Below are 21,626 nucleotides of genomic sequence, written 5' to 3'. Positions count from 1 at the left end.
GGCAATCGCACCGCGCGTTGGGCGGGAGTTGCGGCGACTCAAGGAGCAGGAATACATGACACGCCGAAATATTCAGCGATACTTGAATATGCTATTCACGGGTTCTGGTGCCGCATCGGCTAGTTTCTTTGCGTCGAGAATGGACGTGTTCGTGTATGCTCGCAAACCCGGCCTGAGCATTTCTTGGAGGCGGCGACCCTTTGCCTGAGCGGGCAAGTCATTGATGTCCGCGATCATGTACGGTCGACCAATGACCGCCATGCGCTGTTCGCACCGACCACAACCAAAGTTGGAATCAGGTGTCTATGGGGAGCTATCGCACATTGCTACCAGCACTAGAATTCAGCTCCAAATTACAGTCCACCATGTATAAATATTAATCGCCTGGACTGTTCGTAAAACGACCAATGATTCCCACTATTTCGAATTGTCCGAATTTCGAAATCAGAAAACCGACGTTTTCTTCTCAAACTGGGTTTCTCCAGCGCTGAAACTTTGACCTTAAAGAGCAAAGTTGCTTCTGTGTTATTCAAAACGAGAAAGAATTTCTCAATTTAGAAATCGTGATGATTTGTTACATCGATCCAGGACATTTCATCAAAAAAACTGAACATCCAGATCAGTATTTCCGGTTTGATCGAGGTCTTTGTCTGCTCCCAGTCTTGCTGTGTCTGAGCGACCTGATTTCGCAGCGCTCGGAGCGCAAAGCTTGCCTCTTGGAGCAAAAAATATGGACAAATTGGAATTGACGCCCTCCGAGGGGCTCACATCCTTGTTAGGATTTTCGTTGATGATCGGGACAGGAATCGTCTTCCTTGCGATCGCATATTTTATCAAGTCGCGTTTGGTGCGAACGACTGACGACTACATCATTTCCAATCGCAAGGTAGGTTTGGGCTTTGGCGTCGGCTCAGTTGTGTCCGTCTGGACTTGGGCGATGGCAGTGATGATGAGCTCGGCCCTCACCTATCAGTGGGGACTGTCCGGCTTGTTCTGGTTTGTTGTTCCAAACGGCCTTGCCGTTTTGGCCATGGTGCCTTTGGCGAAAATGCTACGCAAGCGTATGCCAGAAGGGTTCACCATTGGTGAGTTCGTTTACTCTCGGTTTTCCTATTCGAAAGTTGCCGCTGGCGTCACAACCACAACGATGATCTTTGGAATATTGCTGGAGATTTTGATCAACTTGAAAGGCACATCAGTTGTGATGTCGATCGTCTTTCCGATCGACTGGCGTGTGGCGACCATCCTGACGGTGGCCGTTGTGTTGGGCTATTCCTATTTTGGCGGGCTTTGGACCAGTGTCATGACGGGCACAATCAACACGTGGATGATCACCGTGCCGGCAGCTATCGTCGTTGTCGCTGTCTTCGGTGCCATTGATGGCGGTGCTTCCACCGTGTTCTCGACCATCCAAGACAACAACCCTCAGGATCTGTCAATCTTTGAACCAGGTGCTGCAGCAGGCTTCGGGATCACGCTGGCTTTCGGTCTGCTGGCAGCGACGGTCGCGGATCAAACCTTCTGGCAAAAGGTCTGGGCGGTGCGTCCGGATCAGGTTGGTCGCACGTTCATGTGGTCGGGCCTTCTGTTTTACCCGATTCCGATCTGCCTCGGGATGCTCGGGTTGGTGGCATTGGCCTATGGAGTTGTACCTGAAGACTTCGGCGGTGATATCATTGCGGTCGGGCCCTATATTGTCAGCCACATCGGTCTGCCGATGATCCTGATCATCGCTTATGTTCTGGCCATTCTGGCGGCCTGCTACTCGACAATTGATGGTGCAAGTTCGGCAATGTCCTCGATCGTTGCGGTCGATATCATCCGCCGGTTCCGTCCCCAAACCCTAGAGCGCACTCAGTTCTTCATCACCAAACTGTCGATGCTTGTGGGGGGATTGGTCGCGGCGATGATCGTGCTATCAGGCGTCGATTTCACCTCGCTTGTTCTGACGACCTACGCGTTAAAGACCTCAATTTTGCTACCGCTTGTCTTCGCGATCGTCTGGAAGCGCACAAACACCATTGGGTTCGTTGGCGGTATCGTACTTGCCATCGCGATCGGCATGCCCTTGCGCTCAGTTTATGGCGAGTTGATTGGAACACTGTCCATACTCGCGATCAGCGGTGGCGTCGTCGTCCTCGCCGGTATGCTTGGACGCTCCGAAGAGGAGGCTGTTCCTGCTTCGAACCCGAGTGTGCCCACCTGAACGCAGCTCAGTCTGATCGCGCGCGCCAGCGGTGCGCGGTCAGGCAACGTCAATTGAAAACGCCTAAAGCCCCATGTTCAAAGGATAAGTACACATGTCTACTCTCATGATTTTCTTTCTTCTGTGCGGCGCCGCTGCCACCGCGCTTTTTATTGCGGGTTATGCGCGTGGCGTCGCAGGAGCGCTGCGGTCCAACAACGACAAAGCAGTCGACCCCGATACTTCTGGTGACCTCGACGCCAAATGGTGGATGTTCGGCGCTGCCGTTCTGGCCGCCTCGACTGTAATTTTTCTGGTCGGTGTCTCACCAGTCTTCATTTACCTCGGGCCCTTCCTCGCAATGGTGACAGCTGCCGCGAACGGTATAGCCTTCTTCGTCGACAAGTCTTCCGACACCTGACATGCAAATAGTGCAAGAGGGAGCCAGACGGACGCGTGCAGCACAATTGCAGGTTGGCGTTTGGCTGCCGGTCTATGGCAGTTGGCTCCGCACCACAGAACTTCCCATTTCCAGTAACGTTCAAGCGTGCCTTGCCCTTGCGCAACACGCCGACGCGCTGAACTATGACTTTCTGTATGCGTCCGAAAACCTCCTGAACCCGATTCATGGGCTCAGCGCAAATCTCATCGATGCCTGGAGCCTTATCGCAGCACTGGCTCCCATGACGGAACGCGTCGGTTTGATCGGTGCGATCAAACCCGGATTTCGCTCACCGCTTCAGGCAGCTCGGATCATTGACACCACCGCATCCCTGGCCAATCGCAAAGTGTCGCTCAACATCGTTTGCGGCTGGTGGGAGGAAGAGTTTGACAGGGCAGGGGTGCCCTGGCTGGACCACAGCAGGCGATATGACCGCGCAGATGCATTTTTGGATGATCTCTATGCCCTGTTCGAAGGATCGCAAATGGGCGTTTCGCGCCAGCACCGCCCCTGTCTTTGGGTTGCGGGTCACTCTGCACGCGCGATTGACATGGCCGCCAGAAACGGAGGCTGCTTGTTTCTCAATGGCATGGACGATGAGGCGCTTGCCCGGCAAGTCCGAAAAGTCAAAACAGCAAGCGGCACAAACCAGACCAACGTGACTGTGGCCATCAACGCGCATGTTATCGCCGCGCCCACGCAATCCGCTGCAAATGATCGGTTGGAGAGTTTCGTTGCGAAAAAGGATCAGACCTCCATTGCCTACTTTCGCGACGTCATGGCGCAATCTGGCGCGGAAAGCTGGAAGGGGTTGAGCGATCTCGAAATGGTCGATTCAAACGCGGGCTTCGCCGCCGGCATGATCGGGGATTACGACACACTGCGGTCTCGTTTGGCGGCTCTCCATGACATGGGAGTAGACCGCATCCTATGCCAGTTCGACCACCCTGAACGGGATGCGGCCCTGTTCATGCAAGAAGTCGTGGCGCCTGTCCGCGCGCAAATAGAACGGAAGGATGTTCTTCCCGCACATTGAAGATCTCTGTGTCGAAGGCCGAACGAGCTAAATAAATGAAATGGAAATACAGAAATGTCTAAGAAAAAAACTCACCTTCTGGGATTTGTCCAACACGGAGTGAACAGTCATGCCACCGGGATGTGGCGCAATCCTACCGACAAGATCGGATACCATTTTTCGCGCCCCGATTACTGGCAGCATATGGGCCGGACCATGGAGCGGGGATTGTTTGACGCGATGTTCATCGCCGATGAACTGGCCCCTTATAACACCTACGAAGGTAGCTCGGACGCGACGGTTAAATATGCCGTGCAATGTCCCACACACGAACCGTCCACCATCGTTCCAATCATCGCTGCGGCCACCAAGAACCTTGGCATTGGTGTAACCATGTCGACCATGTTCGTGCATCCGTATTCGATGTGCCGGTTGCTTTCTAGCCTCGACCATCTGTCAGCCGGTCGGGTGGCCTGGAACATTGTCAGTTCCTATTCGCAAAGCGAATGGGATGCTCACGGGCACGAAAATATGACGCCGCGCAACGAACGGTATGACCGCATGGATGAATACATCAAGCTGTGCTGCGAACTCTGGGATTCCTGGGAGCCAGATGCGGTGATCGCAGACAAGGAAAGTGGCGTCTATGCCGATCCGTCAAAGGTGAAGGTCATCGATCACAATGGTAAGTTCTTCAAGTGCAAGGGCCGGCACTTTTGTGAGCCTTCACCGCAAGGTCGACCGGTTTTTTGGCAAGCTGGCTCTTCGCCAAGGGGGCGGGATTTTGCAGCGGAAAACGCTGAAGCGATCTTTGCTGTTCATCCCGGCGTGGAGCGCATGCAGGAATATGCCGCGGATCTGAAACAACGTGTCGCCAAATTCGAGCGGCCTGAAGGCAGCGTGAAACTGATCTATGGCATCCAGACCGTGGTCGCCGCGACTCGCGAAGAGGCGCAGGCCAAATACGAGCGGATCGTGTCGTGCATTCCGCTGGAAGGTGCCGTTGCTTGGATGTCGGGCCATTTCGGGTTGGATTTCTCCAAAATGGACTTGGATGAAAACGTCAAGAACCTCGAAGTGCCAGGGATTCAGGGACTCTTTGAATCAATCATCTATGCGAAAGACCCCAAGGGTGAATTGCCGGTCACCGTCCGTGAGGCGGCGATGATCTATGCGCAGGGCATGGGTATGCCGGTGCTGATCGGGACCGCGGAAGACATTGTCGACAAGATGGAGTTCTTCATGGATGAAGGTGGCGCAGATGGATTTATGCTTGCTGCAACCTATACACCGGGGTGTTTTGAAGAATTCGTTGATCACGTTGTGCCCGAACTGCAACGTCGTGGCCGGTACAGGACTTCGTACGCCGGACCGACACTACGTGAAAACCTGTTGCAGGATTGAGGCGGATGGAGCTTTCCGCCAAATCAACGCTCGATACAAATATTGCTGATCCCTCCATGGATCAGCAATATGTTTCCAAGGACCGTTTCAAAGAGGGTATGGCCAGGCTCGCGGGGGCGGTGAACGTTATCACGACCGATGGACCCGCCGGGCGCGCAGGCTTTACTGCGACCGCTGTATGCAGCGTGTGCGACACCCCGCCAACGCTTCTTGTGTGCGTGAACAACTCCAGTTCGGTTGGCGCAGCGTTTCGCGAGAACGTCTCTCTGTGTGTCAACACTCTGGGGCCGAAACATCAGAACGTGGCGACACTGTTCGGTGGAAAGACACCGACGGAAGAACGGTTTGCCGTCGCAGACTGGTACGATGGCAAGACAGGCGCTCCAGTCCTGAAAGACGCACTTGTCTCTTTTGACTGTGATATTTCACAAATCGTGGTTGCGGGAACGCACAGTGTTTTGCTCTGTACCATTCGGGACATTTTGGTTTCGCAAGATGCGGTTGCCAGCGTATATTTTGCGCGCAAGTTTCATGAGATCGGTGGGGTTGACTAGTGCAGTAACCATCTTTCGTAACGTGGGTGCTTAAGGGTCTGTTTTGTGTAGCGGCAACAGGCTTTGTTACTTTTACAATTGTGGCCATTGATCGTGACATTGTGCTTCTAGATCGACCGCGCCAATGCCTGTGCGCTATTTGCGCAGTAATAATTGCCGTCTGGATTGCTCTGCCGTGTGTTTGAAGGTATGTGAATTTGTTGAATTGGCGGAGTAATCGGGACCGAATTTATGCCGTATCTACCAAAGCCTGGCCCGGACAACGGCTAAGTACACTGCGATGTAATGACGACAATACAAGTGAAGTGACCCTCGTCATTAGAGCGATAACGTCCATGGCCATAAGGCCTAGACTGAACCAACGCGTGCGGCTTCACCAGATTCAGTTATGGTAAAGTCACATTCATTCTGCGGTGTGCATACCCAGATGCTGCAACACCCTTCGTTCGACCACGACCACGAGTTGGTACAAAACGACCGACAAAAGAACCGAGACAAACGCGACCGTCCAGATCATCCCAAAATCCAGATATCCGCGCGACTGGTTCAGCAGATTTCCAAGCCCACGTCCCGTGGCTAGCCACTCAGCAATCATGACACCGAGCAGCGCCCGTGGGACAGTGAGACGCGTTGATGCAAAAAGATACGGGAGGGATGCAGGGATCGTCACCATCCGCATTTCTTGCCAGGCAGATGCCCCATAGGCGCGTGGCAAATCTTTTGCGCTGCGCGGCACCAACGCGACGCCCTGCGCTAGGGTAACGAAGGCGGGAAAGAACGTCACCGAAATGGTCACCCATAGAGTCAAGGAGGTACCGCGCCCAAATATGAGAACCAAAAGCGGCGTCAAAGCCACAAGTGGCATAGTCTGCGTGACAAGAGCGACGGGCATGAAGGCGCGAATGGCGTTTGGGAACAACCTTGTCGAAATTGCCAGCAGAAAGGCGAAACCGATCCCCGCAGCCATTCCTGCGAATGTAATGGGAAGCGTCTCGGACAATGCTTGCAAGAGCTTCGCCTGAGCAACTGGCGCTGTCTTGTCGAAAAACAAGTATTCGACCACACCCACCGGTGTTTTTGCGACCATCGCTGGCACGCCCGTGAACATGATAAAGCCCCACCAAAAGAGAAAGGGGAGCGAGATAGCACCTATCAGCATGATCAACCGCTTCAGCGGTGGTGCATTCATTACTTCGCCAACTGGAGTAGCGGTGTTCAACGTCACGGCGCGCGTCGACCCGAGCAAGCGCCGAGAAATCAACGCAAAGAACAAATACCCTAACCCTGCAATCGCCGTTGCAACCAGTCCAATGCCCCAAAGCCTGTCTGGTTCTCCTCGACCAAGCGATCCAAGCAGATATGCTCCCAGCCCCCAGCGTCCACCTCCCCCAAACTCTGCCAAAATCGCACCCAATACTGCGTTGGGAGCGGCAATTTTTAAGCCAGATATGACGGTGGGCAAAGCGCTGCGCAATTGAACCAGCCAAAGAACTTGCCAGCGGCCGCCTCCATACGCCTTCACGAGGTCACTTGCCCGACCGTCTGATTGGCTAATTCCGATAACGGTTGCGGTCATGGTCACAAAGTAGACCGCCAAAGCAGCAAGCACGATGCGTGGGGTCATGTCGGATAAGGTCAGCACAAGGATCGGCGCAATCGCAATGGGTGGAAGTGCAAAAACGGCGATGTTCACGCCGCGAAAGAGCCGCAGCAATGTCGGCGACATCGCAAAAGATACCCCCGCTATCAGTGCAATTGAATTGCCAATCAAGAAACCCAGGCCAGAGGCATAAAGTGTCGCCCAGATGTGGCGCGGATAATCAGCACGGTCTTCCCACAAACGGGTCAGGATTTCGCTGAAGCCAGGCAAGGCACCACTGGCGACCAGATCAAGTCGACCCGTGAACTCCCAGATCAAAAGCAAGATCACTACATTGCGGAGACCTTTTGGCACCTTAGACATGAAGCGCCGATGCGATGCGGTTTGTCAAAGCGTGAAACGCAGAGTCCGAAAATAAGTCTGGATGGCGCGGGCGTAAAAAAGGCACATCTATAATTTGGACAATTCGACCCGGGTTCGCGTGCATCACAGCAATGCGGTCGGCCAGAAAAACAGCCTCGTCAATGCCGTGCGTCACCAGCAGCGCCGTCGCGCCAGTTTCCTGCCACACTCGCTGCAACTCGACGTTCATCTGCCGACGTAAAATTTGGTCCAGAGCGCCAAAAGGTTCGTCCATGAACAGAACGTTGGGTTGGGTCACAAGCGCACGAGCAATCGCTACACGCTGGCGCATGCCACCTGATAGCTCTGACGGGAGCGCGTTTTCAAACCCCTTCAATCCTACAAGGTCAATCATCGACTGCACTTGGGAGGCGTGCTTTTTGCGTTTGAGGCCAATGACTTCCAGCGGTACCTCGATGTTGCGACGTACGCTGCGCCATGGAAGTAATGCGGAGTCTTGAAACGCAACGCCTGTCTTGCCGGATTTTGCCGAGACGATGGGTGCTTCACCGTTGATTAAAACTTCCCCGGCATCAACCTTCTCAAGCCCCAAAGCGACACGCAGCGCTGTGGATTTGCCGCAGCCTGACGGGCCAATCAAAGCAGTGAAAGACGCGGGCGGACAGCGCAGCGTCACATCGTGCAATGCCTCAACTGTCTTTCCGCGCCCCTCAAAGGTTTTGGAGACCCCGGAAAAGGAAATCCCGTCCGGGGCAGCCATCAGATCTCTTCTAACAAGGTCGTGTCGAACATTTCGCGCGTCCCGTTGATGCCGACTTGGGCCAAGGCGCTGAGATTTGCCTCGATCCCTTCTTCGGTCATCGCAAATATACCCGCTGGATTTTCCATCAACGGTTTTTGCGCCTCATTGAAGAATATCTCGTTGTCGATCGTCCGACCGGTGCCTGCGAAATGTGTATCCGCCCACTTTGGTGGCCAAAGAGCGGTATCAACATTGTTCTCGATCCAGCCTTTGCGGCTGGCGCGCAGCCAAGCCACCAATTCAGCGCGTTTGGTGCTCAAAATCTCTTCCGTCACGACGACGGTATCGTTGTAAGTCGTGTAACCAAAATCATAGAGCAAGAACGAAGTCGCTTCAACGCCTTGCAGGCTGATCGTGTAAGGCACGTTCGTTGTAAAATCGAGGCTTGCGTCGATCTCGCCCTTGATGAGGGGCGTCGGATCGTAAGCGTAAGGCACGATGTTGACGTCGCCGGGATCAATGTCGTTCAACTTCAGCATTGCCTCAACTGAGATCACGTTTACAGGTGGCACAGCAAGGGTTTTGCCGACCAGATCAGCTGGAGAATTAATGTCGCTGCCGACCAGCGAAACGATCCCAATTGGGTTCTTCTGGTATTGCGCGCCAATAATCTTGAAGGGGGCACCTTGGTCGACAATTGCTTTGATTGTTGTGTCCGGTGTGGTGAGCGCAAGATCGGCTCGGCCCGCGATGATCGTACTCTCGGGGATCACGTCGGGTCCGCCGGACAGATAGGTCAGATCCAGCCCTTCGTCGGTGTAGTAGCCCTTATCCATAGCCAGAAAGTAGCCGGCGAATTCGGCGTCGTTGATCCAAGCGGCTTGCATTGTCATTGACGTTGCAGCAATGGCTCGTATTGGTATGGAAGATGCTGCCGCGACAGCACCTGCTGTGCCCAAAAAGTGGCGGCGGTTTAGTTTCAAAGTCATGTCGTACGTCTCCTATTTTATAGGTTCAGGCTAAGCCCTGGATACGCTGCAATTCCTGCAGCGGTGGTGTTTCTGCGATTTGTTTGGGGTCTAGCAGCGGCCATTTCACGCCGCTTGGTCGTTTGGCGCGGCGTTCGACCGTATACATTTGTGAAGGGGTGGCGATCTTGTCGACCAGAATGTCCGTCTCGGAGGGTTGCAGCTGGTCTTCGACGAGTTGCACGTCGTGAACAACGGCCATTACCGGCGTAGTTTCATCGACCAAGCCAAGATCGGTGAACATGCCCCATTCCAGATCAAAGAACCCATGTCCTTTACCGAAACGCACACCGTTCTTGGAGACTGCAGAGGCGCCGGTGACCATCAGGTCAAAACGACCGCGGTTTGCGATTTCCTCCAAAGTAATAGGTGTGCCGAAGTATTCCATACCGTCAAGCCAGGACGCGTAGACGGCCGCGCCTTCGGGGACGTTTTCTGGCTCAAGCAGAACAAAGCCGCGGTATATGCCATAGGTTGACATAACGAAGGGCTTGCCATCCTCGATCATTCGGCGACGCAAGTCGGCAAGGCAATTGTCCGGTGTGATAAACGCGAACTGAGAGGTCGAGTAGGACTCTTCGGCAATCAAAAAGTCGGTGGCTTCTTCGGAGCCTTGGAAGTCCGGAATGACTTCTGCAAAATTCAGATGAAACCGTGTGTCTGGTTTTGCGACATCCTGCAGTTTTGTCCAGATACGCTCTCGGACGACCTTTGAGGTAGACATTACGATTCCCTTGCGTTTCACTGTTTCGTATTAGTGAAACTTGTGTTTCATTGGTCAAGTTGAAACTGAATGCGGCGCAGGATATTCCTCTTCCATGGCATCACGACTCATTCTACGAATTCACGAAAAACATGCGCGCCTGACGAGCAGTGAGCAGAAAATTGCGAGCGTTCTAATTGAGAATCAGGGACTTATAGAAACCCACACGGCCACAGAACTTGCAAACATGGCAGGCGTGTCCAAAGCCACAACTGCCCGTTTTTTCCGCAGTTTGGGATATGCAGATTTTGAAGAAGTTCGGCTTCAGGCCCGCGAGGAGCGCAATCGCACGCAACCCTATTCCCAAAAATCAGCAGCCCCAGATCAGATCATTCTGGGCCGTTCGATCGTCGACCATCTGGATCTGGAGTTGCGCAACTTAACCCGCACTTTCGAGGAACTGCGCTCTGATCGTTTGCCGGAAATTGCGGGCATTCTTTCGGCTGCACCGCGCTTGTGGTTCCTTGGGTTCGGAACCGAAGACGGTGCCGCGCGGATCGGTAAGGCGCTTTTTTCGCGTCTGCGCCACGATGTACACTGCCTCGATGGTGCAGGGCAGGATTGGGCCAGCGATTTGGCCATGACTGGCCCGCGGGATGCGCTTGTCCTGATTACGTTGGAGTTCCGCCCCAAACTATTGCGCTCACTTCTGTCATATGCGCGTACATCGCGCATGCGGATCATCACGTTGACAGACCACGGTTATCAGGCCCAGGCCGAACGCTTTTCCGAAATGGTTTTGCCTTGCCACGTCGCAAGCTACGGTATGCTCAATACCCACGCGACTGTCGTGTCGATGCTGCGACTGTTGGCCATTGCTTATGCGGGACAAAATGCGACCGCCGTCAAGCAACGCATGGAAACTCTGGATGCAATTGTTGAAGAACTGGATTTGCTGGAATAAGCCACACAAATATCAATTTGTGCGTCTATCGCGTTAAAGGAGTTTGCGATTCCGTGATCAACGAAAGTGCGGTTTGATGCTGGTCCGTGCACGCTGCAGCAAGTATGCGAGGGCCGCTGGCCAGCGTAATCGGCGCGCCGTTCCAATCGGTTATTATACCGCCGGCGCCTTCTATGATGGGCCGAAAAGGGGCGAAGTCATAAATTTGGAGGCCGCTATCCATGGAAAGATGAATTCTTCCTTCCGCGAGGCGACCATAGGACAATGCAGCACCGCCATAGATACGCCAGGCCGTGGCACGACGCATGGCCTCAAGCGAGGATAACTCGCTTTGCTCATAAAAGTCAGGATTTGACGTTGATAAGATCGCACTTGAAAGGGAGGATGGCGCTTGCACAATGGATGCGTTGCCGTTGAGCGTTGTTCTCTTTCCGGCGATGCCAGTCCAGCGCAGATCCAGTTTTGGAATGTCTATGATGCCGATCACAGGGACATTCCGATATGCCAAAGCGATTAGGGTGCCATAGACCGGCAAGCCCGCGATAAATGCAGCCGTCCCGTCGATTGGGTCCAATACCCAAACCCATTCTGCGTCAGGGGCATGCCAATTTTCTTCCTCACCAATGATACCATGTTCGGGCCATTTGGCGGAAATCATCTTGCGCAGGTTCGCTTCTATTCTGGCGTCCATAGCCGTGACGAAGCTTCGGTCTTTTTTCAATTCCACATTCAAAGGCGCTTGCTCGAACTCGACAAGCAAGTGCCGTGCGCAACCGGCAAGCTCAGCGGCAAAGGTAGCGTATGATGCAATCCTCGTCTTAAGCGGGCTCATTGAGCAGGTCTCAAATGGGCATCGACAACGCTTTTGCGAAAAAGCCTAACCATCCGCAAAGACAATGCTTGTTCGGTGTAAGCTAGACTCATGTTGACTGAATAGGACATCAGGTCCGCTCTAATTCGCTTTATGCGCTTTTTGGCAACCCAAGGGTCGGCGAGACTGGAGGGCAGAAAGCCAATATAGCGTCCCGAAAGGATTAGATGCAGTAGCCCTTCCATTTGCGCCGCACTGGCTGAGGCCGGTCGTGAAAAGACCGCGTAGTACGGCATCGTAATGTAATAGTCGCGCTGCGCATAAGGCGTATCTGCGATCTTGTTTAGCGAAATCTCTTTGTCACTTTTGTCAAAAAACGGATGCCTATCGCCACAATACAAATAGATATCCTCGCGGAATAGGGCGCGCGATTTAATTGCATTTTGATGGTGAGCGCCGGGCGTTACTGCTGCTTCGATCTGACCAGACAACAAGGCCTGTTCAATCTGATTGGGAGGGATCACGATAAGCTTGATGTGCACCGCAGGTGCCGTTTTGCCGAAAGCTGCCAAGGCATCGTCCAGATGGCAATCCAAATGATCCGCGAGTTGGTCAACCACGCCGAGACGGAGCACACCAGTCATCTGTCCGCGCAATTCACTGGCCTGTTTCCGAAAGTTATCAAGCGCTGAAAAGAGATCTTCGGTCTGCTCAAAAATGCGCTGCCCTTCAGCGCTCAGAGAAAACCCACGCCTTCCGCGTCGACATAAAGACAGACCAAGCCGGGTTTCCAATTCGGTCATCTTTCCGCTGATTGTCGAGCGTGACAAGCCAAGTTCCGATTGGGCTGCTGAAAACCCGCCATTGGTTACAACTGCCCGAAATACTCTAAGCTGGCTGATCTCAACATCAGATATTTGGGGTATGGAAGGCTTCATAAAGTTCGGATTTTCCGACCTAAAGGTTCTAGATTTACTGTTTATGAGCGTAAGTCTCGATGCAAGGATCACGGTAAGGGTTTCGGCATCGAGGGCGTACATAGTGGATCAGAAAGTCTTGGATGCGCAAAAGAGTGGCGTCGGCTTTTTTGAACCAGTGTCTGGCCTGGTTTCGCCGCGCTATGCGGGTGCTCCGACATTTATGCGCCTGCCAAGTGTCTTGCCTGGTTCCGATCGGTTCTCCGAAGTTGAGATCGGTGTAGCCGGTGTCCCTTGGGATGGTGGCACGACCAACCGTCCCGGCGCGCGCCACGGGCCGCGTCAGTTGCGTGATCTGTCGACAATGATCCGCACCACGCATCCTGTGACTGGTATCAATCCCTTTGAAGTCATGAGATGTGCGGACATTGGCGATTCACCTGTCAATCCGGCCGACGTAAGCGATGCGATCCAACGGATCGAGGAATTCTTTCGGATATTAGTCGCGGCGGATACTATGCCTCTGACCGCAGGTGGGGATCACCTGGTATCTTTGCCGATTTTGCGCGCGCTTGGTGCTGCTGAGCCGGTAGGGTTGATCCAGTTTGACGCGCACACAGACCTTTTTGACAGCTATTTTGACGGCTTTCAACTGACCCACGGCACACCATTCCGGCGGGCCATCGAAGACGGTGTGGTTGACCCCAGACGGATGGTGCAGATCGGCATCCGTGGTTCCATGTACGGAGACGAAGACGTGCAGTGGGGTAAGGAACAGGGCGTTCGGATCATACGCATGGAAGAGGTTCTGGACCGCGGGATTGATGAAGTCATGCAGGAGGCGCGTGCCATTGTGGGGCAGGAGAGCACTTATGTGACTTTCGACATAGACTGTATCGACCCGTCGTTTGCCCCCGGAACCGGTACACCTGAGATTGGTGGGTTTTCGACCCGAGAAGCCCAGAAAATGATCCGCAGTCTTGTGGGATTAAATCTAGTTGGTGCCGACGTGGTAGAGGTCTCGCCACCATTTGATCAGAGCGGAGGAACAGCTTGGGTCGGTGCATCACTCATGTTCGAATTGTTGCATGTGCTGGTTCAACGTCCAAAGCCAGGCGCGCGGCCTTCAGGGTACGCCTTGGAAATACAAGCCGAAGTTAAAGAACAAGAAACAAAGGAAAAAAAATGACGACGAAACCATCCTCCCAAATTGCAAGCGCATTCAAAGCGTTTTGCCTTGCGGCCGGAACGCTTGCGGTCTTGCAGCCGACAACCGCGCTTGCCGGAGAACTAACAGTCTATGCTGCCATTGATGCAGACAAGCTTGCAACCGCTGGCGAGATGTTCGCAGCCACACATCCGGACATCAAGATCAACTGGGTGCGGGACTCCACTGGCATCATTCATGCTCGGATGATGGCCGAAAAGGACAATCCCCGTGCCGATGCCGTTTTTGGCATGGCCGCGACCAGCATGCTGACCATGGACGCTTTGGGCATGTTCGTACCTTACACTCCCGTAGGCGTCGAGACGCTGGATCCGCGTTACCGCGACAAGCAGGAGCCAAACCACTGGGTTGGTCTTTATGGTTGGGCAGGGGCTATTTGCTTCAACACCATCGAGGCTGAAAAACTGGGCTTACCTGCGCCGACAAGCTGGGCTGACTTGCTGGACCCGGTTTATAAAGGCCACATTACCATGCCCAATCCCGCCTCTTCAGGCACTGGTTTTCTGGATGTGTCTGCCTGGATCCAGATGATGGGCGAAGATGCCGCTTGGGACTACATGGACAAGTTGCACGAGAATATCGCGTCTTATACCCATTCCGGTTCCAAGCCTTGCCAGCAAGCTGCAGCAGGTGAATACACTGTTGGGGTTTCGTGGCCCTATCGCGGTGCTCTACTTAAAGAAAAAGGTGCGCCGATTGACATTATCGTGCCAAGCGAAGGTATCGGTTGGGAAATGCAGGCGGCTGCGATTATGACAGGCACTGACAATCTTGACGACGCACAGACGTTTCTAAATTGGACGATCAGTGACGAAGTACTTGAGTTCTATGCGGACACGGCCTCTGTGGTCGCGCGCCCAGAGCTGAACAAGCCACGTCCGTTCTTTCCGGATGCTGTCCTGACTGCGATGATCGACAATGACTTTGCTGCAATGGCGCTGAAAAAAGACGCGATAGTTGCAGAGTGGCGTTCACGCTATGAAGCCAAGTCAGAACCGAAAAAATAAGTGAACCAGGGCGCGCGGCAGGCATTTGCGCGCCCGTCCTTCGCACAGCTCAGACATTGGGTCTGTCTTTCATTAAGTGAAAACACATGAACGAGATGACGTTGACTGAACAAGCCGCGAGCACATCTCCCTATCTGGAAATCCTCCAGATCAAAAAGACCTTCGGCAAATTCGAGGCTTTGAAAGGCGTTGGTTTTTCGGTGGATAGAGGCGAGTTCTTATGCCTCGTTGGGCCATCGGGCTGTGGCAAGACGACGCTTTTGCGGTGCATTGCGGGCCTGGAGACACAGAGTTCCGGCAATATTGTTCAAAATGGAACTGACATTGGCCAACTGCCGGTGGAACAACGCGATTTTGGCATCGTGTTTCAGTCATACGCTCTGTTTCCCAACCTGACAGTCTGGGATAATATCTGTTACGGTATCCGGACCAAAGGGGCTGCGCGGCAAGCGGATATGAAACGGCTTGAAGAGCTGCTGGCAATGGTGCGCCTGTCCGGGCATCGCAACAAATACCCCGGCCAATTGTCTGGCGGTGAACAACAGCGGGTGGCGCTGGTACGTGCCCTTGCGACCTCTCCTGGTTTGCTGTTGCTGGATGAACCAGTTTCGGCGTTGGACGCACAAGTGCGTCACCACTTGCGCCGAGAGATCAAACAGATCCAAAAAAACCTCGGTGTGACGACGATCATGGTCACACACGATCAAGAAGAGGCGCTTTCGATGGCGGATCGTGTCGCCGTGATGGAAGCAGGCCAAATCAAGCAAATCGGTGCACCATCAGAAATCTACCATAAGCCAAACTCGCGTTTCATTGCCAGTTTTATTGGATCGATGAATATGTTTCTGGGGCGCAAAGTCGCACAGGACCAGCTATCTGTCGGCGGCCTTACATTACAATGCGCGCCCGATGAACGCGCGGTTGGCTCCGACGTGACCTTTGCATTTAGGCCAGAACATGTCGTGCTGAGCCTTTCGGATGATGGTACGCAGAACGCGATCTCGGCCACGGTCATTGATCGTGAAACCCGCGGTGCGACAGACCGGATTTTTCTCGCATCACCAGCTTTGGAAGGGGAACTTTACGCAGATCTGTGGAGCGCTGATACGCTGCTTGGCAACCTGGCGCCTGGTGCGCAGGTTACCCTCCATGTCCCGGCTCATGCCGTCGTGATCCTAGACGGTGACCAGCGATGACTAAAGCGGCGTCCGGGCTGGGACACGTTAACGCCTCTTCGCCTGATACCCGTCGAACGAAGGGCCAAAGTGATCGTGTGTTCAGCCTGGTGCTGTGGTTCTATGCGGCTGCGTTCACTGTGCTGTTGGCACTTCCCCTGGGCATGCTGATTGCCAAAAGCTTTACGGATCGAGGTGGTGGGTGGGTCGGCATATCAAACTACGTGGCCTATCTGAGCAATCCCGCTCGGTATGTGTCTTTGACCAACAGCCTGTTCGTGTCCAGTTTGACGGCAATCATTGTAACGACGCTTGCCTTCGGTTTCGCCTTTGCATTGACCCGCACAAACATGCCCTTCAAGCCATTCTTCAAGGTCATCGGCTTTGCGCCGCTTCTGATGCCATCGGTGATCAAGGCAATTTCGCTGGTTTACTTCTTTGGCAATCAAGGCGTTCTCAAATCCTGGATGTTTGGCAACTCGATCTACGGTCCCATTGGGATTGTGTTGGGGTCAGTCTTGTGGACATTCCCACATGTCCTGGTGATCCTTGTGGCCGCTTTTTCTCTCAGCGATGCAAGGCTCTATGAATCTGCTCAAGTGCTTAAGGCAGGACGTTGGCGCATCTTTCGCACGGTGACTTTGCCAGGGGCAGTCTATGGAATAATCAGTGCGACGATGGTGGCGTTTATTCTTGTTATTACCGATTTTGGCGTGCCCAAGGTGATTGGCGGTAACTACAATGTGTTGTCTACGGATATCTACAAAGAAGTCGTAGGACAGCAGAATTTCTCAATGGGAGCAGTTGTTTCCGTTGTATTGTTGATGCCAGCTGTTGCCGCTTTTCTGATTGATCGGCAAGTTAAAAAACGTCAGCGCACTGCCATGTCCTCGCAATCCGTCCCCTATGCTCCGAAAAGAGATCGCTGGGTTGATCTCGCCGCACTGGCGTATTGTAGCCTGATTGCGATTGCGACCCTTGGCATCGTTTGCATGGCGCAATACGCGTCTTTGGTAAAATTCTGGCCGTACAACCTTTCACTCACATTCGATCACTACCAATTTAATGTTGCAGGGGTCGGTTGGGAGAATTTCTTCAACTCACTCAAACTTGCTTTGGCAGTTTCCGTATTCGGCACCACTGCCGCTTTTGTGGGTGCATACATCATTGAAAAGTCAAAAACTGCACCGCCATTACGCACCGTCGTCGGTGGATTTTCGATGATTCCGATTGCGGTGCCGGGCCTCGTGCTGGGGTTGTCGCATCTGATGTTCATCAACCATCGGGACAACCCAATGCAGATTCTGTATGGCGGCTTTACAATACTGATCGCTAGTACAATCATTCATTTCTATACAGTATCCCACCTAACGGCGACGTCGGCCCTGCGACAGATTGATCCTGCGATGGAAGGGGTCTCGCTTTCGCTCAAAGTGCCACTTTACAAAAGCTTCTTTCGTGTGACTTTACCGATCAGCATTCCTGTACTGCTTGAGATCTCGATTTACTTGTTCCTTGCGTCCATGACGACTGTGTCGGGAATAATTTTCCTCTATGGATCCGAAACCAAAGTCGCGTCTGTCGCAGCGATCCATCTGGACGAGATGGGTGAATCCGCTGCTGCTGCTGCCATGGGGATGTTGATTGTCTATGCTTGCGTAATCGTGCGGTTGCTCCATCTTGGATTTGGCGCGTGGCTGATCCAACGCAGTCAAGCGTGGCGGGTCCGATAAGATGGGCGAACCCTATCCGTGCACTGGCACGCTTCGGTGCGATTCAGTCCTGAACGTGGGTCCTGCATCGCTGCTTTTGACGCATTTACCGGGACGGTGCCACGTAGACGGGAAGGGGCGCGTCTGGTCGCGCAACTTGGAGGAGGATTTGCAGCCGTTGAAACGCTGGGGCGCAGAGGCGGTGATTTGCCTCGTGGAACCAGCCGAGCTTATAGCGATGGGCGTGCCGGACTATGCGGAGACCCTTCACAATCACGGATTAAGGTTGTTCCATTTTCCGATCAGGGACATGTCGACGCCCGGATCAGCTTTTAAAGAAGCATTGACGCGCGACGCGGACCAATTGAACGGAATTCTGTCAGGACCATCTCATGTCGTGGTGCATTGTGCGGCAGGCTTGGGCCGAACAGGAATGTTCTGCGCAGAACTGCTTGTGCGCTCGGGATGTTCGGCCGAGTGTGCGATCGAAAAAGTGCGCGCGATCAGACCGGGCGCGATCGAAACGCGCGCGCAGGAAAAATATTTGACCGATTTGTTAGTTTGATGCTTTGAAACTGCATACTTGATGTCAGAACACCAATCTAGGAAAGGCACGTGTTAATGGTTTGAAACAAATGTCGCGAGGCGAGTGACACAGACCCATCATGGATGCTAAGTTATCGTGATAGTTGTCGGTCTGGGGTGTTTTTGCATCTGCAGAATGATTGTGAGTTTATGGGAATATAGTTGATTTATTGCGTCGAAGACGCCCAGTGATCACGTCAACGAAAACCCATACCACACGCCGTGCATTTTTCTGTTTTTCCTTGAATAATGGCTAGAACGGCCATTTCTTAGTTTTCTCTTTGAATGCCCACCGGTTATGACGACTAAAATGCTGCGGACCAAAGTAACCTCTGAGCAAGACAGGACTCCTGAGGGATTACCATGCCGGTGATATCAGCCGAGAACGCTCTCGGTTAAATTGATGGAGACGTTCTAAAACCCTGATACCGGACAACAAAATTCATATCCGAACCTGGCCTGCGGATGTTGATGTGTCGCTCGAATGACGGCGCCGAACAACAAATGACCTTTTAATAGGCAATTGGCTCATCCAAAGAAGCAATATCGGTGTTTTTCGTTCTTTTGTTAGGGGCAAAGCCGCCCTTCAAGGCAGGGTGATTTTCATGTATGTTATGAATCTGGGGGAACTTACATGACACTTCGAACACTAATGATGACGGGTACTTTTTCGGTCATGCTGGTCGCTGGCTCAGCGTCCGCCGAGACACTGCGGTGGGCCAATGCGGGTGATGTTTTGACCCTTGACCCTTACGCACACACCGAAAGTTTCACGTCATCTTTTCTGCACCACATTTATGAGCCACTTGTGCGACGCGACGCAGAACTAAAATTTGAACCGGCCCTTGCGGTTTCGTGGGAGGTTATAGAGCCGACGCGCGTTCGCTTCGCATTGCGCGACGGTGTCACGTTTCATGACGGCGCGCCATTCACGGCAGAGGATGTTGTGGTTTCCATCGCGAGATTGATCCATCCTGACGCGCGGGCCAAAGGCAACCTGGCGAGCGTTTCGGGGGCAGAAGCCGTCGACGATCTGACAGTCGACATCCTTCTGAAGGCACCTGACCCGCTGATCTTGAACAAGCTGTCAGGTGTCTTCATCATGGACGCGGAATGGTTGGCCGCCAATGATGCCACATTGCCTGGCAACACAACCACCGGCGTCGTGACCTATGCGTCTGACAATGCCAACGGCACGGGTCCCTTTATTCTGGAAAGCCGCCAGCCAGACGCCAAGTCGGTACTCGCGGCAAATCCTGCATGGTGGGATACGCCTACGCACAACATTTCGTCGATTGAATTCACTCCGATCAATTCAGATGCCACCCGTGTGTCGGCATTGTTGTCTGGGGAGGTGGACGTGATCACGCCGGCACCACTACAGGATACAGACCGTCTGGAAGTGGCAGAAGGCGTAACACCGTTGCAAAACCCATCGCTGCGGACAATCATGTTCGGCATCAATGTGGGCGGTGACGAATTGCACGCAATGCCTGGGTCAGGGGTGAACCCGCTCAAAGATGTGCGGGTGCGTGAAGCCTTGTGGCGTGCCATTGATATGGAGGCGATCAAGGCCAAAGTGATGCGCGGCAATGCCCGCATTTCAGGTTCTATGATCGCACCACAAATCGGCGGATACGAAGCTGCAACAGATACAAAGCCCGAATTCGACGTTGACGCGGCCAAAGCTTTGCTGGCCGAAGCTGGATTTGCTGATGGGTTTACCACCGGCCTGGACTGCCCGAATGACCGCTACATCAACGATGAAGAGATCTGCCTTGCGATTGCGTCGATGTGGGCGGGGATTGGTGTTGAGGTTGACCTGACAACGCAGACCAAAGCCAACCATTTTCCCAAGGTCGATCGGGCTGAAACCGATATCTATATGATTGGTTGGGCGACTTTGCCCGCAATGGACGGCTTTAGCCCGCTTTCGGCAATGCTGGCCACGCGAAAAGACGACTGGGGTGGGAACAATCCAAATGGCTATTCCAGCGAGCGGATGGACGAAATTGCAGTGATGGCGGCGTCTGAAATGGACGAGGAAAAACGTGTCGCGTTGATCGCAGAGTCCATGAAAATCGCGAGAGAAGACATTGCGTATATCCCGCTGCATCAGCAACCACTGAGCTGGGCAACGCGTGATGGGATCGAAGTTATCCAATTCCCCGACAACTACTTCCGTGCGTGGCACTATACCGTAAACTAAAGCAGTGTTGCGTTTTATCCGGCGCCGTCTTGGGCAAGCTGTTCTCGTTGTTCTTGCGGTGGGCTTGCTCAGCTTCGTCATGTTTCGTTTCGTCGGTGACCCGGTTCAATCCATGAGCCGCGAAGACGCAACTGTGCAGGAAAAGCAGGAACTGCGCGCGGCATTGGGTCTGGATGATCCAGTGCCGGTGCAGTTTGCGGCCTTCCTTATGCGCGCCGTGCAAGGTGATTTCGGGGTGTCTTATCGTAACCAACGCCCGGTTTCGGATCTGATCGCCGAGCGTCTTCCGGCGACACTGGAACTTGTACTGGCGGCAACAGTTCTGGCACTTGCCATCGGGATCCCGCTCGGCGTCATTACGGCGATCCGTCCAAACGGCGTACTGTCGAACGCGGTGCAAGCGGTATCGCTCATAGGTGTTTCCACTCCAACATTTGTGACAGGGATCATGCTTATCCTGTTCTTTGCGGTGACACTGCGATGGCTGCCATCCTTTGGACGCGGGGACACCATTGATCTTGGCTGGTGGTCCACCGGCTTTTTGACAGCCAGTGGGTGGCGGGCGATTGCGCTGCCGTCGCTGACTTTGGCGCTGTTTCAAATGACATTGATCATGCGTCTGGTGCGCACCGAGATGATTGAAATACTCCAAAGCGACTATATCCGCTTTGCGCGGGCACGTGGATTGCCCTCGTCATCGATCCATTATCGCCTTGCGCTCAAGAACGCGCTTATGCCAGTTCTGACGATTACAGGGATGCAGATTGGTGGGTTGATCGCCTTTGCAATCGTCACGGAAAGTGTGTTCCAATGGCCGGGAATGGGGCTTTTGTTCATTCAGGCGGTTCAATTTGTCGATGTGCCGGTAATGGCAGCCTATCTGATGTTTGTGGGTCTTGTTTTCGTCGCTCTAAACGCGATCGTAGACATCACTTACGCACTGGTTGACCCGCGGCTCCGGGTGCAAGGGTGACGGCATTGA

The 21,626-nt window shown here is 53.6% G+C and carries 19 protein-coding genes; 13 read left to right on the top strand and 6 right to left on the bottom strand.

Annotation, left to right across the window (positions count from 1 at the left end; translation table 11 throughout):
• The first annotated feature begins 730 nt into the window (after positions 1 to 730).
• From AB8B75_RS13700 to AB8B75_RS13680, 5 genes are all read left to right on the top strand, one after another.
• Positions 731 to 2,206: a sodium:solute symporter family transporter gene (locus tag AB8B75_RS13700; RefSeq protein ID WP_405363045.1), complete on the top strand. Its 1,476-nt coding sequence runs from the start codon at positions 731 to 733 to the stop codon at positions 2,204 to 2,206.
• Between the two features lie 94 nt (positions 2,207 to 2,300).
• A complete protein-coding gene (locus AB8B75_RS13695; protein WP_405363043.1) occupies positions 2,301 to 2,606 on the top strand; it encodes a hypothetical protein in 306 nt (101 codons plus the stop codon).
• 1 nt (position 2,607) lies between these two features.
• On the top strand, positions 2,608 to 3,663 hold the full coding sequence (locus AB8B75_RS13690; protein WP_405363042.1) for an LLM class flavin-dependent oxidoreductase: 1,056 nt from the start codon (positions 2,608 to 2,610) through the stop codon (positions 3,661 to 3,663).
• Positions 3,664 to 3,717: 54 nt separating this feature from the next.
• A complete protein-coding gene (locus AB8B75_RS13685) occupies positions 3,718 to 5,046 on the top strand; it encodes an LLM class flavin-dependent oxidoreductase (protein ID WP_405363040.1) in 1,329 nt (442 codons plus the stop codon).
• Between the two features lie 5 nt (positions 5,047 to 5,051).
• On the top strand, positions 5,052 to 5,600 hold the full coding sequence (locus AB8B75_RS13680; protein ID WP_405363039.1) for a flavin reductase: 549 nt from the start codon (positions 5,052 to 5,054) through the stop codon (positions 5,598 to 5,600).
• 403 nt (positions 5,601 to 6,003) lie between these two features.
• On the opposite strand, the gene AB8B75_RS13675 is transcribed toward AB8B75_RS13680, so the two are convergent.
• Genes AB8B75_RS13675 through AB8B75_RS13660 form a run of 4 tightly spaced genes read right to left on the bottom strand, consistent with a single transcriptional unit; the run spans position 6,004 to position 10,057 of the window.
• On the bottom strand, positions 6,004 to 7,563 hold the full coding sequence (locus tag AB8B75_RS13675) for an ABC transporter permease (protein WP_405363037.1): 1,560 nt from the start codon (positions 7,561 to 7,563) through the stop codon (positions 6,004 to 6,006).
• Positions 7,556 to 8,323, bottom strand: a complete 768-nt coding sequence (locus AB8B75_RS13670; protein WP_405363036.1) for an ABC transporter ATP-binding protein — start codon at positions 8,321 to 8,323, stop codon at positions 7,556 to 7,558. The genes AB8B75_RS13675 and AB8B75_RS13670 overlap by 8 nt, the downstream gene beginning before the upstream one ends.
• Positions 8,323 to 9,294, bottom strand: coding sequence for an ABC transporter substrate-binding protein (locus AB8B75_RS13665; protein WP_405363035.1), 972 nt, complete (start codon positions 9,292 to 9,294; stop codon positions 8,323 to 8,325). Before AB8B75_RS13665 ends, AB8B75_RS13670 begins: the two co-directional genes overlap by 1 nt.
• Positions 9,295 to 9,319: 25 nt before the next feature.
• A complete protein-coding gene (locus AB8B75_RS13660) occupies positions 9,320 to 10,057 on the bottom strand; it encodes a 5-formyltetrahydrofolate cyclo-ligase (protein ID WP_405363034.1) in 738 nt (245 codons plus the stop codon).
• Between the two features lie 94 nt (positions 10,058 to 10,151).
• Here AB8B75_RS13660 and AB8B75_RS13655 point away from each other — a divergent pair, with 94 nt between their 5' ends.
• On the top strand, positions 10,152 to 11,000 hold the full coding sequence (locus AB8B75_RS13655) for a MurR/RpiR family transcriptional regulator (protein ID WP_405363033.1): 849 nt from the start codon (positions 10,152 to 10,154) through the stop codon (positions 10,998 to 11,000).
• Between the two features lie 25 nt (positions 11,001 to 11,025).
• Here the strand turns inward: AB8B75_RS13655 and AB8B75_RS13650 are convergent, their stop codons facing one another.
• Positions 11,026 to 11,832, bottom strand: a complete 807-nt coding sequence (locus AB8B75_RS13650; RefSeq protein ID WP_405363032.1) for an inositol monophosphatase family protein — start codon at positions 11,830 to 11,832, stop codon at positions 11,026 to 11,028.
• Positions 11,829 to 12,749, bottom strand: coding sequence for a LysR family transcriptional regulator (locus tag AB8B75_RS13645; RefSeq protein WP_405363030.1), 921 nt, complete (start codon positions 12,747 to 12,749; stop codon positions 11,829 to 11,831). Before AB8B75_RS13645 ends, AB8B75_RS13650 begins: the two co-directional genes overlap by 4 nt.
• 103 nt (positions 12,750 to 12,852) lie before the next feature.
• Here AB8B75_RS13645 and speB point away from each other — a divergent pair, with 103 nt between their 5' ends.
• The 7 genes from speB to AB8B75_RS13610 all read left to right on the top strand — a co-directional run bounded on the left by speB (position 12,853) and on the right by AB8B75_RS13610 (position 21,617).
• Positions 12,853 to 13,917: an agmatinase gene (gene speB, locus AB8B75_RS13640; RefSeq protein ID WP_405363028.1), complete on the top strand. Its 1,065-nt coding sequence runs from the start codon at positions 12,853 to 12,855 to the stop codon at positions 13,915 to 13,917.
• Positions 13,914 to 14,963, top strand: coding sequence for a putative 2-aminoethylphosphonate ABC transporter substrate-binding protein (locus AB8B75_RS13635; RefSeq protein ID WP_405363026.1), 1,050 nt, complete (start codon positions 13,914 to 13,916; stop codon positions 14,961 to 14,963). The genes speB and AB8B75_RS13635 overlap by 4 nt, the downstream gene beginning before the upstream one ends.
• 86 nt (positions 14,964 to 15,049) lie before the next feature.
• Positions 15,050 to 16,159 carry a putative 2-aminoethylphosphonate ABC transporter ATP-binding protein gene (locus AB8B75_RS13630; RefSeq protein ID WP_405363025.1) on the top strand — a complete coding sequence of 370 codons (1,110 nt, stop codon included), beginning with the start codon at positions 15,050 to 15,052 and terminating at the stop codon, positions 16,157 to 16,159.
• Complete coding sequence (locus AB8B75_RS13625; RefSeq protein WP_405363024.1) at positions 16,156 to 17,871, top strand: putative 2-aminoethylphosphonate ABC transporter permease subunit; 1,716 nt, start codon at positions 16,156 to 16,158, stop codon at positions 17,869 to 17,871. Before AB8B75_RS13630 ends, AB8B75_RS13625 begins: the two co-directional genes overlap by 4 nt.
• Position 17,872: 1 nt before the next feature.
• Positions 17,873 to 18,415, top strand: coding sequence for a dual specificity protein phosphatase family protein (locus tag AB8B75_RS13620; protein WP_405363023.1), 543 nt, complete (start codon positions 17,873 to 17,875; stop codon positions 18,413 to 18,415).
• A gap of 654 nt (positions 18,416 to 19,069) precedes the next feature.
• The gene (locus AB8B75_RS13615) at positions 19,070 to 20,644 is read left to right on the top strand and encodes an ABC transporter substrate-binding protein (protein WP_405363021.1); all 1,575 of its coding nucleotides are present in this window, start codon (positions 19,070 to 19,072) and stop codon (positions 20,642 to 20,644) included.
• A 4-nt stretch (positions 20,645 to 20,648) separates the two neighbouring features.
• Entirely contained in the window at positions 20,649 to 21,617 is a 969-nt protein-coding gene (locus AB8B75_RS13610; protein ID WP_405363020.1) for an ABC transporter permease, read from the top strand.
• Positions 21,618 to 21,626: the final 9 nt, after the last annotated feature.

It is taken from the genome of Roseobacter sp., assembly GCF_045106495.1.
Lineage (GTDB): Bacteria > Pseudomonadota > Alphaproteobacteria > Rhodobacterales > Rhodobacteraceae > Roseobacter.
This window is presented reverse-complemented; position numbering and strand designations above follow the sequence as displayed.

Bases quoted from the DNA above. Each gene is read 5' to 3' on its own strand.
- AB8B75_RS13700 (WP_405363045.1), top strand. From the start codon at position 731: ATGGACAAATTGGAATTGACGCCCTCCGAGGGGCTCACATCCTTGTTA.
- AB8B75_RS13695 (WP_405363043.1), top strand. From the start codon at position 2,301: ATGTCTACTCTCATGATTTTCTTTCTTCTGTGCGGCGCCGCTGCCACC.
- AB8B75_RS13690 (WP_405363042.1), top strand. From the start codon at position 2,608: ATGCAAATAGTGCAAGAGGGAGCCAGACGGACGCGTGCAGCACAATTG.
- AB8B75_RS13685 (WP_405363040.1), top strand. From the start codon at position 3,718: ATGTCTAAGAAAAAAACTCACCTTCTGGGATTTGTCCAACACGGAGTG.
- AB8B75_RS13680 (WP_405363039.1), top strand. From the start codon at position 5,052: ATGGAGCTTTCCGCCAAATCAACGCTCGATACAAATATTGCTGATCCC.
- AB8B75_RS13675 (WP_405363037.1), bottom strand. From the start codon at position 7,563: ATGTCTAAGGTGCCAAAAGGTCTCCGCAATGTAGTGATCTTGCTTTTG.
- AB8B75_RS13670 (WP_405363036.1), bottom strand. From the start codon at position 8,323: ATGGCTGCCCCGGACGGGATTTCCTTTTCCGGGGTCTCCAAAACCTTT.
- AB8B75_RS13665 (WP_405363035.1), bottom strand. From the start codon at position 9,294: ATGACTTTGAAACTAAACCGCCGCCACTTTTTGGGCACAGCAGGTGCT.
- AB8B75_RS13660 (WP_405363034.1), bottom strand. From the start codon at position 10,057: ATGTCTACCTCAAAGGTCGTCCGAGAGCGTATCTGGACAAAACTGCAG.
- AB8B75_RS13655 (WP_405363033.1), top strand. From the start codon at position 10,152: ATGGCATCACGACTCATTCTACGAATTCACGAAAAACATGCGCGCCTG.
- AB8B75_RS13650 (WP_405363032.1), bottom strand. From the start codon at position 11,832: ATGAGCCCGCTTAAGACGAGGATTGCATCATACGCTACCTTTGCCGCT.
- AB8B75_RS13645 (WP_405363030.1), bottom strand. From the start codon at position 12,749: ATGAAGCCTTCCATACCCCAAATATCTGATGTTGAGATCAGCCAGCTT.
- AB8B75_RS13635 (WP_405363026.1), top strand. From the start codon at position 13,914: ATGACGACGAAACCATCCTCCCAAATTGCAAGCGCATTCAAAGCGTTT.
- AB8B75_RS13630 (WP_405363025.1), top strand. From the start codon at position 15,050: ATGAACGAGATGACGTTGACTGAACAAGCCGCGAGCACATCTCCCTAT.
- AB8B75_RS13625 (WP_405363024.1), top strand. From the start codon at position 16,156: ATGACTAAAGCGGCGTCCGGGCTGGGACACGTTAACGCCTCTTCGCCT.
- AB8B75_RS13620 (WP_405363023.1), top strand. From the start codon at position 17,873: ATGGGCGAACCCTATCCGTGCACTGGCACGCTTCGGTGCGATTCAGTC.
- AB8B75_RS13615 (WP_405363021.1), top strand. From the start codon at position 19,070: ATGACACTTCGAACACTAATGATGACGGGTACTTTTTCGGTCATGCTG.